The sequence below is a fragment of the Nocardia sp. NPDC003183 genome (assembly GCF_053590715.1).
Genome location: NZ_JBSFTG010000015.1, coordinates 85494 through 98607, shown reverse-complemented (window position 1 = coordinate 98607; position 13114 = coordinate 85494). Strand labels below are relative to the sequence as shown.

12 protein-coding genes are annotated in these 13114 nt (G+C 67.8%); 7 read left to right on the top strand and 5 right to left on the bottom strand.

The annotated features are described in order from the left end of the window. Positions 1-251: 251 nt before the first annotated feature. Both ACWDXS_RS29805 and ACWDXS_RS29800 read left to right on the top strand, forming a co-directional pair. Positions 252-1853 (top strand): bifunctional phosphatase PAP2/diacylglycerol kinase family protein, encoded by a 1602-nt coding sequence (locus tag ACWDXS_RS29805; protein WP_449970807.1) that lies wholly within the window; start codon positions 252-254, stop codon positions 1851-1853. A gap of 83 nt (positions 1854-1936) precedes the next feature. Then, a complete protein-coding gene (locus ACWDXS_RS29800) occupies positions 1937-2593 on the top strand; it encodes a nucleotidyltransferase domain-containing protein (protein ID WP_449970805.1) in 657 nt (218 codons plus the stop codon). Positions 2594-2665: 72 nt separating this feature from the next. Here the strand turns inward: ACWDXS_RS29800 and ACWDXS_RS29795 are convergent, their stop codons facing one another. Continuing rightward, on the bottom strand, positions 2666-3700 hold the full coding sequence (locus tag ACWDXS_RS29795) for a hypothetical protein (protein WP_449970804.1): 1035 nt from the start codon (positions 3698-3700) through the stop codon (positions 2666-2668). A gap of 114 nt (positions 3701-3814) precedes the next feature. Here ACWDXS_RS29795 and ACWDXS_RS29790 point away from each other — a divergent pair, with 114 nt between their 5' ends. Continuing rightward, the gene (locus tag ACWDXS_RS29790; protein WP_378992491.1) at positions 3815-4063 is read left to right on the top strand and encodes a hypothetical protein; all 249 of its coding nucleotides are present in this window, start codon (positions 3815-3817) and stop codon (positions 4061-4063) included. A 54-nt stretch (positions 4064-4117) separates the two neighbouring features. On the opposite strand, the gene ACWDXS_RS29785 is transcribed toward ACWDXS_RS29790, so the two are convergent. Together ACWDXS_RS29785 and msrA are read right to left on the bottom strand one after the other, a co-directional pair. Then, positions 4118-5254 (bottom strand): hypothetical protein, encoded by a 1137-nt coding sequence (locus ACWDXS_RS29785; RefSeq protein WP_449970800.1) that lies wholly within the window; start codon positions 5252-5254, stop codon positions 4118-4120. 108 nt (positions 5255-5362) lie between these two features. Beyond that, positions 5363-5878 (bottom strand): peptide-methionine (S)-S-oxide reductase MsrA, encoded by a 516-nt coding sequence (msrA, locus tag ACWDXS_RS29780; protein WP_378992487.1) that lies wholly within the window; start codon positions 5876-5878, stop codon positions 5363-5365. Positions 5879-6050: 172 nt separating this feature from the next. On the opposite strand from msrA, the gene ACWDXS_RS29775 reads away from it, so the two are divergent. The 4 genes from ACWDXS_RS29775 to ACWDXS_RS29760 all read left to right on the top strand — a co-directional run bounded on the left by ACWDXS_RS29775 (position 6051) and on the right by ACWDXS_RS29760 (position 10744). Beyond that, positions 6051-6515 carry a carboxypeptidase-like regulatory domain-containing protein gene (locus ACWDXS_RS29775; protein ID WP_449970796.1) on the top strand — a complete coding sequence of 155 codons (465 nt, stop codon included), beginning with the start codon at positions 6051-6053 and terminating at the stop codon, positions 6513-6515. 114 nt (positions 6516-6629) lie between these two features. Further along, entirely contained in the window at positions 6630-8585 is a 1956-nt protein-coding gene (locus ACWDXS_RS29770) for a GMC family oxidoreductase (protein ID WP_449970793.1), read from the top strand. 95 nt (positions 8586-8680) lie between these two features. Then, on the top strand, positions 8681-9148 hold the full coding sequence (locus tag ACWDXS_RS29765) for a MarR family winged helix-turn-helix transcriptional regulator (RefSeq protein ID WP_378992484.1): 468 nt from the start codon (positions 8681-8683) through the stop codon (positions 9146-9148). Positions 9149-9280: 132 nt separating this feature from the next. Beyond that, positions 9281-10744, top strand: a complete 1464-nt coding sequence (locus tag ACWDXS_RS29760; RefSeq protein WP_378992482.1) for an MFS transporter — start codon at positions 9281-9283, stop codon at positions 10742-10744. A gap of 9 nt (positions 10745-10753) precedes the next feature. On the opposite strand, the gene ACWDXS_RS29755 is transcribed toward ACWDXS_RS29760, so the two are convergent. Continuing rightward, positions 10754-11128 carry a DUF742 domain-containing protein gene (locus ACWDXS_RS29755; RefSeq protein ID WP_379312956.1) on the bottom strand — a complete coding sequence of 125 codons (375 nt, stop codon included), beginning with the start codon at positions 11126-11128 and terminating at the stop codon, positions 10754-10756. Then, positions 11125-13104: a sensor histidine kinase gene (locus ACWDXS_RS29750; RefSeq protein ID WP_449970788.1), complete on the bottom strand. Its 1980-nt coding sequence runs from the start codon at positions 13102-13104 to the stop codon at positions 11125-11127. Before ACWDXS_RS29750 ends, ACWDXS_RS29755 begins: the two co-directional genes overlap by 4 nt. Positions 13105-13114 lie beyond the last annotated feature (10 nt).

Genomic DNA, 13114 nt, shown 5'->3' with positions numbered 1-13114 from the left:
AGTTTATCGGGCGGCGCGCCTACCGCTTCCTGCCCCCGTAATTGCGGGGATCCGACCGGTTTCGCGCGTCGCCCGCCGGTGCGAGGATCGCGGGCATGAACCTCCGTCGGAGCGGCGTCTCCGGCTCGACCGGACCGATCGACCTCGGCTGCCTCAGCCAGGCGAACAGCGCGTCCCGCCACCGAGGGGTGCACGGGTGACGCTGTCCGCGTCGAAAGATCGTGACGCCCAACGGCGGTAGTGTTCTGGGTGTGAGTGAGTTGCCCCGAGCACGCTTCGGCCATGTCGCCCGGATGGACGACACGATGAGCCGGGCGGTGTCCCGTATTCCGGAATCGTCGGTCGATCGCGGCATGCTGCGGTTGACCCGGTCTGCCAACACCGGCGGTCTATGGCTGGCCGTGGCGGCGGCGCTCGCGGTGAAGCCGGGTCCCCCGCGACGGGCGGCGTTGCGCGGCGTCATCGCGCTGGGTGGCAGCAGCTTCGTCGTCAACCTCGTGCTCAAGACGCTGATCCCGCGGCGGCGGCCGCCGGCCGAACTGATGCCGCTGGGCCGCAGGCTGGTCGCCGCGCCGGTGTCGTCGTCCTTCCCGTCCGGCCACAGCGCCAATGCCGCCGCCTTCGCCACGGCCGTCGCCCTGGAGAGCCCGCGCGCCGCGCTCGCCGTCGCGCCGGTGGCCGCCGCCGTCGCCTACTCGCGCATCCATACCGGCGCGCACTGGCCGTCCGACGTGCTGGTCGGCGCCGGCGTCGGCACCGCTGTCGCGCTCACCACCCGCCGCTGGTGGCCGATTCGAGAATCCGACGAGGCCGACGCGCACGTCGTGCACGACGCGCCGATCCTCGCCGACGGCAAAGGTCTGCTGCTGCTGGTGAATCCCCGCTCCGGCGACTCCTCCTACGACCCCACGGCGGACATCGCCGAGGCCCTGCCCGCCGCGACCCTGGTACGCACCGAACCCGGCCGTGACGCCGTCGAGGTGTTGCAGGAAGCGGTCGACACCGCTGTCGCGACCGACAGCGACACCGCGGATCGCGCGGCGAGCGACCGCACCTCGGTCCTCGCGGTCGGCGCCGCGGGCGGAGACGGAACCATCGCCGCGGCGGCAGCCGTCGCGGTCCGCAACAACCTGCCCCTGGTCGTCATCCCCGCCGGCACCCTGAACCACTTCGCCCGCGACCTCGGCGTCTACGACCTGCGCGAGGTGGCCGATGCCACCGGCACCGGCGAAGCCGTCGAAGTCGACATCGCCGCAGTCGAACTCGACACCACCGACGGCCCCTACACCCACCATTGGATCAACACCGCGAGCATCGGCGCCTACCCCGAGCTGGTCCGCCTGCGCGAGAAGTGGGAAGACCGCTGGGGCAAGTGGCCCGCCTTCGCCGCCGCCCTCGTCGTCACGCTGCGCCGCGCGGAACCGATCCACATCCGGCTCGACGACCGCTGGCACGACATGTGGTTCCTGTTCATCGGCAACGGCCCCTACCACCCGCACGGCGCTGTGCCCGCTTTCCGCTCCCGCCTGGACGAGGGCCTGCTCGACGTCCGCTGGCTCCGCGCCGATGTGCGGTTCTCCCGGACCCGCGCCGTCATCGCCCTGATGCTCGCCGCCATCGGGCACAGCCGCGTCTACGGCGAACGTCAGATGCACGAACTCACCGTCACCTCGAGAACCCCTGTCACCGTCGCCGCGGATGGCGAAGTAGTGGGTATCGCAACCACTTTCCGTTTCTCGGTGGCGGGCCGGATCCCGGCCTACCGCCGTAACGAGGACAACCCCCGCTGGGAAAACCGCCCACGACCCCACCACCGCCGCCCCCTGGCCTGGCTCACCGACCGCCGACGCTGACTTCCTCACAAACCCGTCTCGTCTCGATCACCATCGCCCACAACAGCCTTGCGCCCCCGGCCGTGGGTACCGAGGATGGGTAGATGAGCTCGCCGGACGGGGGACGTCCGATCACCGCAACCGAAGCCGCCCGCCGCTGGGACCCGTGGACCCCGAGCGTGGTCGCCGCCCGCCTCGCCAGCTGCCCGGCCCCCTGGGCCGTCGCGGGCGGCTGGGCCCTCGACCTCTTCGCGGGCGCGATCTCCCGCGCCCACGACGACATCGAAATCACCGTTCCCCGAACGGATTTCCCCCAGATCGCCGCCGCCTTCCCCGAATACGAATGGGACGTCGTCGGCAGCGGCGAGCTCTGGCCCTATGCCCTGGCCGCGGCCAACCCCGAACTCCATCAAACCTGGCTGCGCGACCCCTTCACCGGCGCCTTCCATCTCGACGTCTTCCGTGAACCGCACGACGGCGACACCTGGATCTGCCGCCGCGACCCCACGATCACTCTCTCCTACACCGAACTCATCCGCACCACGGCCAACGGCATCCCCTATCTCGTTCCCGAGGTCGTGCTGCTGTTCAAGGCGAAAGCCAACCGCCCCAAAGACCACGCCGATTTCCTCCGCGTCCTGCCCCTTCTCCCCGAGTACCGGCTCACCCGGCTGAATTCCTGGCTGACCCGGCTCTACCCGGATCACCCATGGCTGACCGAGATCTACGCGCCCGCCGTCGTCCCCACCACTGCGGAATAGCGACAAACAGGTGGCGCGGAACCAACCACGACCGGGCGATACCGCCGATCCGAAATCGAACGGTCGCCGAATTCATTCGGCCATCCGGCACCATTCTCGTCGATAGTCGGCCCAATCCTGCGGCGTGGCGGCGAAATCCACATACAAGGCCACACCGAAATTCGCGCGGCCGACGTCGGTGTCGGTCAGGCCGAGACGAATCCCCCGTACCGCGGCGGCAACGGTCTCGGCAGTACCGTGATGGCCCGGGTCGTCGGCCCAGAAGGCGGGTGCTCCCATCAACAGATCGACTCCGTCCGGTGTCACCTCGGCGGCGAGTTCGGTCTGCTGCGCCACATACCCGCTGTAGAGGGCTCGGGTAGGCATCGCCGTGTCATAGGACATCACCGCCACCTGATCGGAGCGACGGGCGACCTCGGCGAAATAGGCTTGGCTCCACCATTTTCCGTGATCGGCGACAGCCGAACCCACCGAATGCAATCCGGGCAGCGGATCGATCACCGGCGCCGAGACCGACAGCTGGACGCGCGCCCCCGACGTCACGACCCGAGTCGCGTCGAGCAGCGCGAGAAATCCCGGCGACCCGGACCGAACGGGTTCGAGGTCGTAATGCACTCCGTCGAACCCGTAGGCCAGCACTCGCCGCGCCGATGCCACCACCCGCTCGCGCGAGGCCGCCGATTCCACATCCAGGCCGTCGAATTCGGGCTGCACGATGTCGCCGAGCCACGACTGCACCCGAATTCCCGGTAATCGCGCGTGCACCGCGTCGACGAACCATTGCGCCCGCGGTGCGAGATCGTCGCGCAGACTCCCGTCGTGTTCCAACGGTCCCGTATGGACGTACAGATACCGAACTCCGGTACCTGCCAGCAACTTCCCGAGTCCGTCGATATCGGCGTCGGTCTTGCGTCCGTCCACCCAGGCATGACCGAGCCAGACCGCGTCTCTGCCTCGCGTCCGCGCCTGTTCGGACTGTTCGCCGATGTTGTGCACCAGCAGGGCGGCTACCACCCCCGCCACCGGCAGCGTCACCACAAGAACCAGCGCGAACGCGATCACCGCACCCCGCGCCCACCACGACAGCGCCCGCCATTTCCCCCGCATTCCTCCCCCTTGTCCGAGTCCCCCGATGCTACCGACAGGTACCGACAAGCAAATTTACGACAAATCACCCACCCGTGAAACACTGTGCGCCGCTGAATAATTGAATGGAGCACCATGAAGTACGCCGTCACCCTCGGTTCCGCCGTCATCGCCGCCTTCGCGTTCGCGATCGCCACGCCGGCCGTCGCAACAGCGCAGCCCTCGAACTGCCACGCCTCCTACACCCCGTGCCTGCCCATCGTCAGCGATGTGGACTGCGAAGGCGGTAGCGGCAACGGCCCCGTCTACACCGGCCGCGTCACGGTGATCGGCCCCGACGACTACGGCCTCGACCGCGACGGAGACGGCATCGGCTGCGAGTGAACAGCACGAGGGGCGTGCGATGAACGACATCGCACGCCCCTCGGGATCAACTTCTCAGCGGTTGCCTTCAGGACCCCAGCCCTGGTCATTGGGCTTGCCCAGATCGGGACCATCCGGATGCTCGGGACCGCCGTATCCCGGCCCGCCCGTGCCAGGACCACCGGTGCCAGGACCGCCGTAACCCGGTCCGCCCGTGCCAGGACCACCGTAACCCGGTCCGCCCGTGCCCGGACCACCGGTGCCAGGACCCCCGTAACCCGGTCCGCCCGTGCCCGGACCACCGGTGCCAGGACCGCCGTAACCCGGTCCGCCTGTACCCGGACCACCGGTGCCGGGACCGCCCGCAGGCCCGCCGTAACCCGGTCCACCTTCTGGACCGCCGTAACCGGGACCGCCGTAACCCTGTCCGCCTTCCGGACCGCCGTACCCCGGCTGCCCGCCGAATCCCCCTGCGGGCCCGCCGTATTGCTGCGGGTACCCCGGCTCCGGGGTCTTCGCCGCGCCGGCGACCGGCCCACCGGTGACAAGCCGGTAGGCGTAGGTCGAGGCGATGATCGTCAACGGGATCGTGACGAGCAGGCCGAGGCCGCACAGCAGCGCACCGACGATGTTGATACCGAACAGCGCCAGCGCCAGCAGCAGCAGCGTTCCCGCGTTGCTCGAGATCGCCGAGAAACTCGACTTGATCGCGGTGACACCGTCCTGGTCACGGTCGATCACGAACTGCATCGTCCACCAGGTGAAGAACGCGACGACCAGGCCCGGCAACACACACAGCAGCAGGCCGATGCCGGTCGCCAGACCGACCAGCAGGCCGGCGATGATCACCGCACCCACATTGGTGAACTGGAAGAACGACCCGAATCCGGGCTTGTTGCCATCGGTTTCGTGCAGCGAGCCACGCACGAATGCCGCCGAGATCAGATATCCGATCACCGTGCTCACGATGGTGCCGAGGATCTGCCAGAGCCCGAACCCGAAACTGACACCGCCGTCATAATCGGTGTCGCCGGAGTTTCCGAGCCCGAACAGGAAGCTGATCACCGCCTGGATCAGGAATGCGACGACCACCATCCCGATCCACACGAGCGCGTTGTCTTTGAATTTCGTCCACCCGTAACCGATGGCGTCACCGACACTGAGCGTCGGTCCCGCCGGAGGATAACCGGGTTGCTGCTGTCCATATGTCATCCGAATCGCTTCCCCTCATCGTTCGAGACGGTCGCTGCCGCTCATATGAGTACTCCGATCCGACGTCACGGTCACGCCGACACAGCCGATCATGACATATGGAAAACGCTACTTGCCGGTGTTCTCGCGCTTCGGGAGTTTCCAGCCGGGACGAGGAAAATGGCAGGTGTAGCCGTCGGGGTAGCGAATCAGGTAGTCCTGGTGCTCGGGCTCGGCGTCCCAGAACGTGCTCGCCGGGGTCACCTCGGTGACGACCTTGCCCGGCCACAGGCCCGAGGCGTCGACATCGGCGATGGTATCGACGGCGACGCGGCGCTGATCGTCGTCGAGATAGAAGATCGCGGAACGGTAACTGCCGCCGAGATCGTTGCCCTGGCGATCCTTGGTGGTCGGATCGTGGATTTGGAACAGGAACTCGAGCAACGCGCGGTAGTCGGTCTGCGCCGGGTCGTATTCGATCTCGACGGCCTCGGCGTGGCCCGGGTGATTGCGGTAGGTGGGATTGTCGTTGGTGCCGCCGGTGTAGCCGACCCTGGTGGCCAGTACGCCGGGCTGCCGGCGGATCAGATCCTGCATGCCCCAGAAGCATCCACCGGCCAGAATCGCCTTACGAGTGTCGCTCACACATCCTCCTTCATGAGGGCTCAACGGTCGCACAAAACGGCCACAACCGCCTCTATGGAACACCGGTTTCAGCGCCGGAATTCCCGTCAGTATTGTTGCCGCCCGAGCGTTACCTCAGCAATGTCCACGTGCACTTTCAGGTCAGGCCAGGAAGTAGGAGGAAGACGGCGCGATGCCACGATTTGTCATTTCCCAGTGTTTGGCGATCGGATTGGCGGCAACAGCTCTGATGGGGACGGCGGCGACCGCCACGGGGGCTCACCCCGGCGCCGACGACTCGATCGCGCAGGACGCGGCGCCCTGCGAGGAACTACGACAGGCACGACAGAACGGCCAGGGAGTCCGCGGGACGAGCCCGGCGGCCGCGGGCCAGATCGACGCGGTGCTGATCACCGCGAAGAACCGCATGCCGATCGCGGGCGGCAAGATCGTCCTCACCGGCATCGACGCCTGTGGCGACAATATTCACCGGCACATGTCCACCGGGGCCAACGGGCAGGTGAGTTTCCGCGGACTACAGCCCGGGCGCTACCGGCTCACCGCCTACCGCAACGATTCGGCGACGCAGTCGGTCACCCGCGCCGATGTCGACCTGTCGACTCCGTCGCTCAAAACGATCCAGTTCACCGCCGACTGATCGAGGAGGCCGGGCCGGGCGCTGTCACCGCCCGGCCCGAAACCTGTTGACCCCCAGCGCGGTCGCGTGTCCCGTGATAGAAATCACCCCAGAGTGAAAAGGGGTGGTTTCCGCATGGAACCGACAGCCGAACAGCGGGCCGCGCTGGGCATGATCTGCGATACATTTCTCCCTGGCGATGGGCGCGGACTACCCGCCGCGACCGATATCGGCGCGGTCGACACGATCTTCCGTATCCTCGGGCGCAATCCTCGCGAGGCCGAACAGAAGCAGCTGGCAACGCTGTTGGGACTGTGGGATTCTCGCCTCTTCGGCCTGTTCACCGGCAGCGGCCCACGCCGGTTCTCCACGCTCTCGCAGGAGCAGCGCGAGGCAGCCCTGCTGCGCCTGGCCGACTCCGGCCTCGCCCCCGCCCGGGCGATCTTCCAGGCGCTCAAGCAGGCTTCCCTGCTCGCCTACAACGTGAGTCCCGGGCCCACCGGAACGAATCCGCTGTGGGCGGAGATCGGCTATCCGGCGCCGGCCGGCCGGCTCGAGACCGCACCGAAGCCGCCGCTGTCACCACTGCGATTCACCGAATCCACCGCGCTCGAATGCGATGTGGTGGTGGTCGGCTCCGGCGCCGGTGGCGGTGCCGCCGCGGCGGTGCTGGCCGAAGCAGGCCTCGACGTGATCGTGCTCGAACGCGGAAACTATTACGACGACCAGGATTTCGGTGACGGCGAACTCGACGCGCTGACCAGCCTGTACGCACCGGGACCCGCCGCATCGGCGGAAGGCCAGATCACCCTCGTCGCGGGGACCTGCCTCGGCGGAGGCACCGTGGTCAACTGGAGCACCTCGCTGCCGACGCCCGACGCCGTCCGTGCCGAATGGGCCGAGACCGGCGTGCCGCAGTTCGCCGAGGACGAGTTCGGTGATGCGCTGGCCGCTGTACAGAAACGGATCAGCGTCACCGACAGCAAGTCACCGCTCTCGGCGCGCGACGGCATTCTCGAGCGCGGTGCGCGCGCGCTCGGCTGGGAGGTGGACACCCTGCCGCGCAATGTCAGCGATGCCTGTGACGCCGGAATCGAGTGTGGGCGTTGTGGCTATGGCTGCCGCCTCGGCGCCAAGCAGTCGGCGACCAAGACCTGGCTCGCCGATGCGGCCGAGCACGGTGCGCGCCTGGTGGTCGACGCCGACGTCCGCGCGATCACCGTGACAGCGGGTCGGGCCGAATCGGTTTCGGCGGTCACCGCCGCCGGCGTCGAGATCACGGTGCGCGCCAAGGCGGTCGTGGTCGCCGCGGGCGCGATCCAGACACCGGCGCTGCTGCGACGATCCGGTCTGCGCAACAAGAACATCGGCCGGTATCTGCGCCTGCACCCGGCCGCGGCGGTCTTCGGCGTCTTCGACGACGACGTCCGCCCGTGGGAAGGGGCGTTGCAGGCCCGCATCAGCAGGCACCACGCGAACCTCGACGGCAACGGCTACGGCGTGATCTACGAGACCGGCCCGGTCCATCCCGGTCTGGCCACCGGTTTCATGAGCTGGCGCGGCGCGGCGCAACATCGGGCCACCATGCTCGATTTCGCGCGCACGAACTCCATCGGCATCATCACCCGTGACCGCGACCCCGGCACCGTCTCGATCGACAAGTCCGGCGAGCCGGTGGTGAAATACCAGCTGTCCGACTACGACGCCGCGCACCTGCACACCGGCATCGTCGGCGCCGCCTCCATCCTGGAAGCCGCGGGCGCGCAACGGATCTTCTCCGGTCATCAGGCGGGCATCTCCTTCGAACCGGGCACCCGCGGTTCGCTCGCCGAATTCGACGCCGCGGCGAAGAAGGCGGGCTACGGCCCCGGCCGCTGCTCGATGGGCGCGCTGCACATCATGGGCTCGGCCAGGATGGGCGGTACGCCGGAACTCTCGGCGACCGACCCGGACGGTGCCACCTGGGATGTGCCGAACATCGTGGTGGCCGACGGGTCGAGCTTCCCCACCGCCCCCGGTGTGAACCCGATGGTCACCATCGAGGCGATCGGCTACATGAACGCGAAACGGCTCGCGGCCCGGCTGGGCTAGTGGTGTCGATGTGCAGTGGACACGTAGTGTGGTCGGTACACATATGGTGATCCACCGCGCGGCCGGGCCGGCGCGAATTCGCGGAAAGGGCTGAGATGGACAAGGCGACGCAGTTGGTCGAGTTCGAGACCATGCTCCTGGGTCGCCACAGCCTGAGATCGCGCCGGGGGCCCGACGCCATGGACCGCAGCGCCTATATCTTGCTGAGCCGGCTGCGGATGGGTGGACTGATGTCCATCGGGCAGCTCAGTGACGCACTGGGCTTGGATGCCTCGACTCTCAATCGGCAGACCGCCGCCATGATGCGGACCGGCGCGATCGAGCGGATGCCGGATCCCGAGGGCGGGATGGCGCGGAAGTTTCGGGTCACCTCCAAGGGTGAGCGCCGCTTGAATGCCGAACGAGCCCTGATCGTCGACGCCCTGGACTCGATCCTCGAGGACTGGCCGGCCGAGGATATCGCCGCCTTCGTCGGCTACCTGCGACGATTCAACACCGATATCGAACGCCGGTCAGGGGAGTACTGGCCACGGCCGATCACGGCCCTGCCCGCGGATCACTAGCGCAACTGCGACCTACATCACGACTTCTCGATCGAGTTCGCGCGCTCAATGATGTGTACTATACACATCTGATGTAGTATGCATATCTTGTGCTCTGTACATAAATTGCGTGTTTGTCGATAGGAGCGGTACGTGGGGATCTCGGAAAAGACGGCACGACCCGGGGTGGTCGTCGGCGTCCTCGCCTTCGGCGGCACCGTCGCCGCGATTACGCAGACGGCGGTGGTGCCGATCATCGGCCAACTCCCGCAACTGCTCCATACCAGCGCCGCCAACGCCTCGTGGGTGATCACGGTGACGCTGCTCGTCGGCGCGGTGTTCACCCCGGTCGCAGGCAAGCTCGGTGACCTCTACGGAAAACACCGCATGCTGCTGGTCTCCGGTGGATTTCTGATCGTGGGCGCCGCGATCGCCGCCATGTCCTCCTCGCTGGTACCCATGCTGATCGGACGCGGAATCCAGGGCATGGGGGTCGGTTTGATTCCGTTGGGAATCAGCCTGATGCGCGATGTGCTTCCCGCGGAGCGGCTGGGTTCCTCGATCGCGCTCATGAGCGCGTCGCTCGGGGTCGGTGGCGCGTTGGGTCTGCCGGTGTCGGCCGCGGTCGCGCAGTATGCGAGCTGGCGGGTCCTGTTCTGGGCCGCGGCCGCGCTGAGCGTCCTGATCGTGGTGCTCATCGCAACCCTCGTTCCGGCCGAGGCCACGCGCGGTGACGCGGGTGGACGGTTCGATTTCGTCGGCGCGGCGGGACTCGGCGCGGGACTGGTATTCCTGCTCCTTCCGGTGTCGAAGGGTGCCGGGTGGGGCTGGAGCAGTGCCACCACGCTCGGGCTGTTCGCCGCCTCGGCGGTGACCCTGGCCGCGTGGGGATGGTGGGAATTGCGGACTTCCGACCCGCTCGTCGATCTGCGCACCACGGCCCGGCCGCAGGTGCTGCTGACCAACGCCGCCTCCGTCCTGGTCGGCTTCGCCATGTACGGCCAGGCACTGATCGTGCCGCAGTTGATGCAGTTGCCCGCGGCCACCGGTCACGGCATGGGACAAACCATGCTCGGCATGGGTCTGTGGATGGCGCCGGGTGGCTTGATGATGATGTTGTTGTCACCGGCGGGCGCGAAACTGTCGGCCGCACGCGGACCCAAGGTCACCCTCGCGGTCGGGGCGCTGATCATCGCGGTCGGCTATGGCTCCTCGGCCGTGCTGATGGGTTCGACCTGGGGTCTGATGACGATGGTCTGCATCACCAATATCGGTGTCGGCCTTGCCTACGGCGCCATGCCCGCCCTGATCATGGGCGCGGTGCCGCTGTCGGAAACCGCCTCCGCCAACAGCATCAATACGCTGATGCGCTCGCTCGGTACGTCGGTGTCGGCCGCCGTTGTCGGTGTGGTGCTGGCCAATATGACAACCGACTTCGCCGGGCACGCCGTGCCGTCGGAGGCGGGGTTCCATGTCGGCCTGCTGATCGGCGCCGCTGTCGCGCTCGTGGCGGCCGGGACAGCGATGACCATTCCGCGCCGACCGGCCGAGCCCGCCGATCTCGATTCCGAACTCGCGACACTGTCGACGCGGCCGGTATCGGTGGCGAAAGCCTGACGAGCCGGCCTAGGACCGTTTGATCCCGGCGAGCACCGCCCGTAGGACGTCCAGGTCCGGGGCGGTGCTCATCTGGTTTCGTGGCGCCCTGGCATGGAGCCTGCCCTCGTCGATCAGGTCGCCGATGAGCAGCTTCGTCGAGGTCAGGGGCAGGTGCAGGTGGGCGGAGACCTCCGCGACCGACAGTGGCGTGCGGCACAACTCGACGATCGCGTCGTATTCGGGCGCGAGCAGACGTGAGCGGGCGCCCGAGCGCGCGTCGACCAGCAGGGTGGTGAGCTCGAGGTCGGGGCGCTGCGCCTTGGCGCGCCCGCCGGTGACGGCGTAGAGGCGCACCAACGGACCAGCCTCGTCCTCGTACCAGTGTTCGCGCTCGTCGCTCATGGTCGCGGCGAGACAGCGGGGAACTGGCCGGAGATCGCCGACTCGGGATCGGACGCCTCGGCCAGCGCCGACGGGATCAGCACCACGACCCGCACGCCGCCGTAGACCGATTCCGACAGCCGCACCGAGATGCCGTGCCTGCCCGCCAGCGTGGCCACGACGAACAGTCCGAGCCGCGAGGTTCCGGCCAGCATGCCCACGCTGAACGCGGGCGGGTCGGCCAGCATCGCGTTACGTTCGGCCACATCGCTTTCCGACATGCCCAGACCCTGGTCGACGATCTCCACCGCGACCCCACGACCGACCACGATCCCCGACACCGCCACCTGGGTCTCGGGTGGGGAGAAGGCGGTCGCGTTGTCCATCAGCTCGGCGAGCAGGTGGATCACGTCCGCGACGGCGTGCCCCGAGACGCGCACATCCGGCATCTGCTTGGCCGCGATCCTGGTGTAGTCCAGGCTTTCCGCGATCGCGCCGCGCACCAGCTCGAACAGCGGGACCGGTTTGCGCCACCGACGGCCCGGCTGTTCGCCGCCGAGGATGATGAGGTTCTCGGCGTTACGCCGGGCACGGGTGGCCAGATGGTCGAGCTGGAACAGCAGATCGAGCTGATCGGCGTTGCTCTCGTCGCGCTCGGCACGGTCGAGCAGTGCGAGCTGGCGGTGCACCACCACCTGGCTGCGGTGCGCGATGTCGAGGAAGACCGTGCTGATCCCCGCCTTCGTCTGCGCCTCGGCGACCGCGGCCGACATCGCGGCCACGTGGGCGCGGTTGAACGCCGCGGCCACCTGGCCGAGCTCGTCGGTACCGAAGTCCAGGCTCGAACCCTCCGCCGCGGTCTCGACGGTCTCCCCCGTCGCGACCCGGCGCATCACCTCCGGCAGCCGCTCGTCGGCGAGTTCGAGGGTGTCGTGGCGCAATCGGTGCATCCGCGCGATGAACCGATTCGCCATCACCAGCGCGACGAGGAAGGCGGCCACCGCGGCGAGCGCGATCAGCGCACCGCCGAGCAGTGCGCTGCCGGTGTCGCGTTCGCCCTGCTCTCTGGCGATGACGTGGGCGTCCCCGCTCTGGTCTTCCCACAGTTTCTGCAAGGCCAGGCCGACGTGTTTCGACGCGTCCTGCCAGTCGGCCAGACCGATCGGGAGCCCGGCCTCCCCGTCGCGTACGGATATCGGTCCGCGCAACAGGATGGCGTCCTGCATCGCGAGGACCTGCTGCCACTGCGGGCCTGCGGTGATCTCCGAGAGCTGCGCCAGGCGGCGGCCTTTCAATACCGTCGCGGAATAGGCTGCCTCGCCGCGGAATTCGCCGATCCGACGGCCGAAGTCGACCAGCTGGGCAGCGCTCATCTCGCCGGTGGTCACTGCGACGGAACCGAGCGAGTCGGCTTGTGACAGCGCTTCGGCCGCACGCAATTGTTCTACGGCGTAGCCCAATTCGATGCCGACCTTCGCCTCGGGCGCGACCCGGGCCGCCAGCATCGACGCGGCGATGATCGTGCCGATCACCCCGGTGTAGAACCCGAAAACCTCATCGGGGGAAATCCGCAGGAATTCCACGCCGGTGCGCACGGTCGGCACCATGGAGAACAGCTTGTTGTATCCCTCGATGTCCTCGCGGGAACCCTCGGGATTCAGCGCGCGAGCCGCGTCGCCTTTCGCGATCACCGCCGCGAGCGCCTCGTCGGAACGCTGTTTGGCAGTGGCCAGCGCGGGCGCCGACGACACGTCACCGGCCAGCCGCAACAGCGACAGCCTGCGCTCTTCCTGGAATGCCGACACCATGAGAATCGCGGGCCCGGTGGTACTGCTCGCCAATTCGGCCCAGTCGGTGGAATCCCTGGCCGAATTCACCAGATAGACAGCTCCGCCACCACCGACCACCAACAGCATGACACTGGAGATGAGCACCATCGACAACAACCGGATACGCACACTGACCCGGCCACGAACACCGGTACGCCTGATCTTCAAATCTGAAATC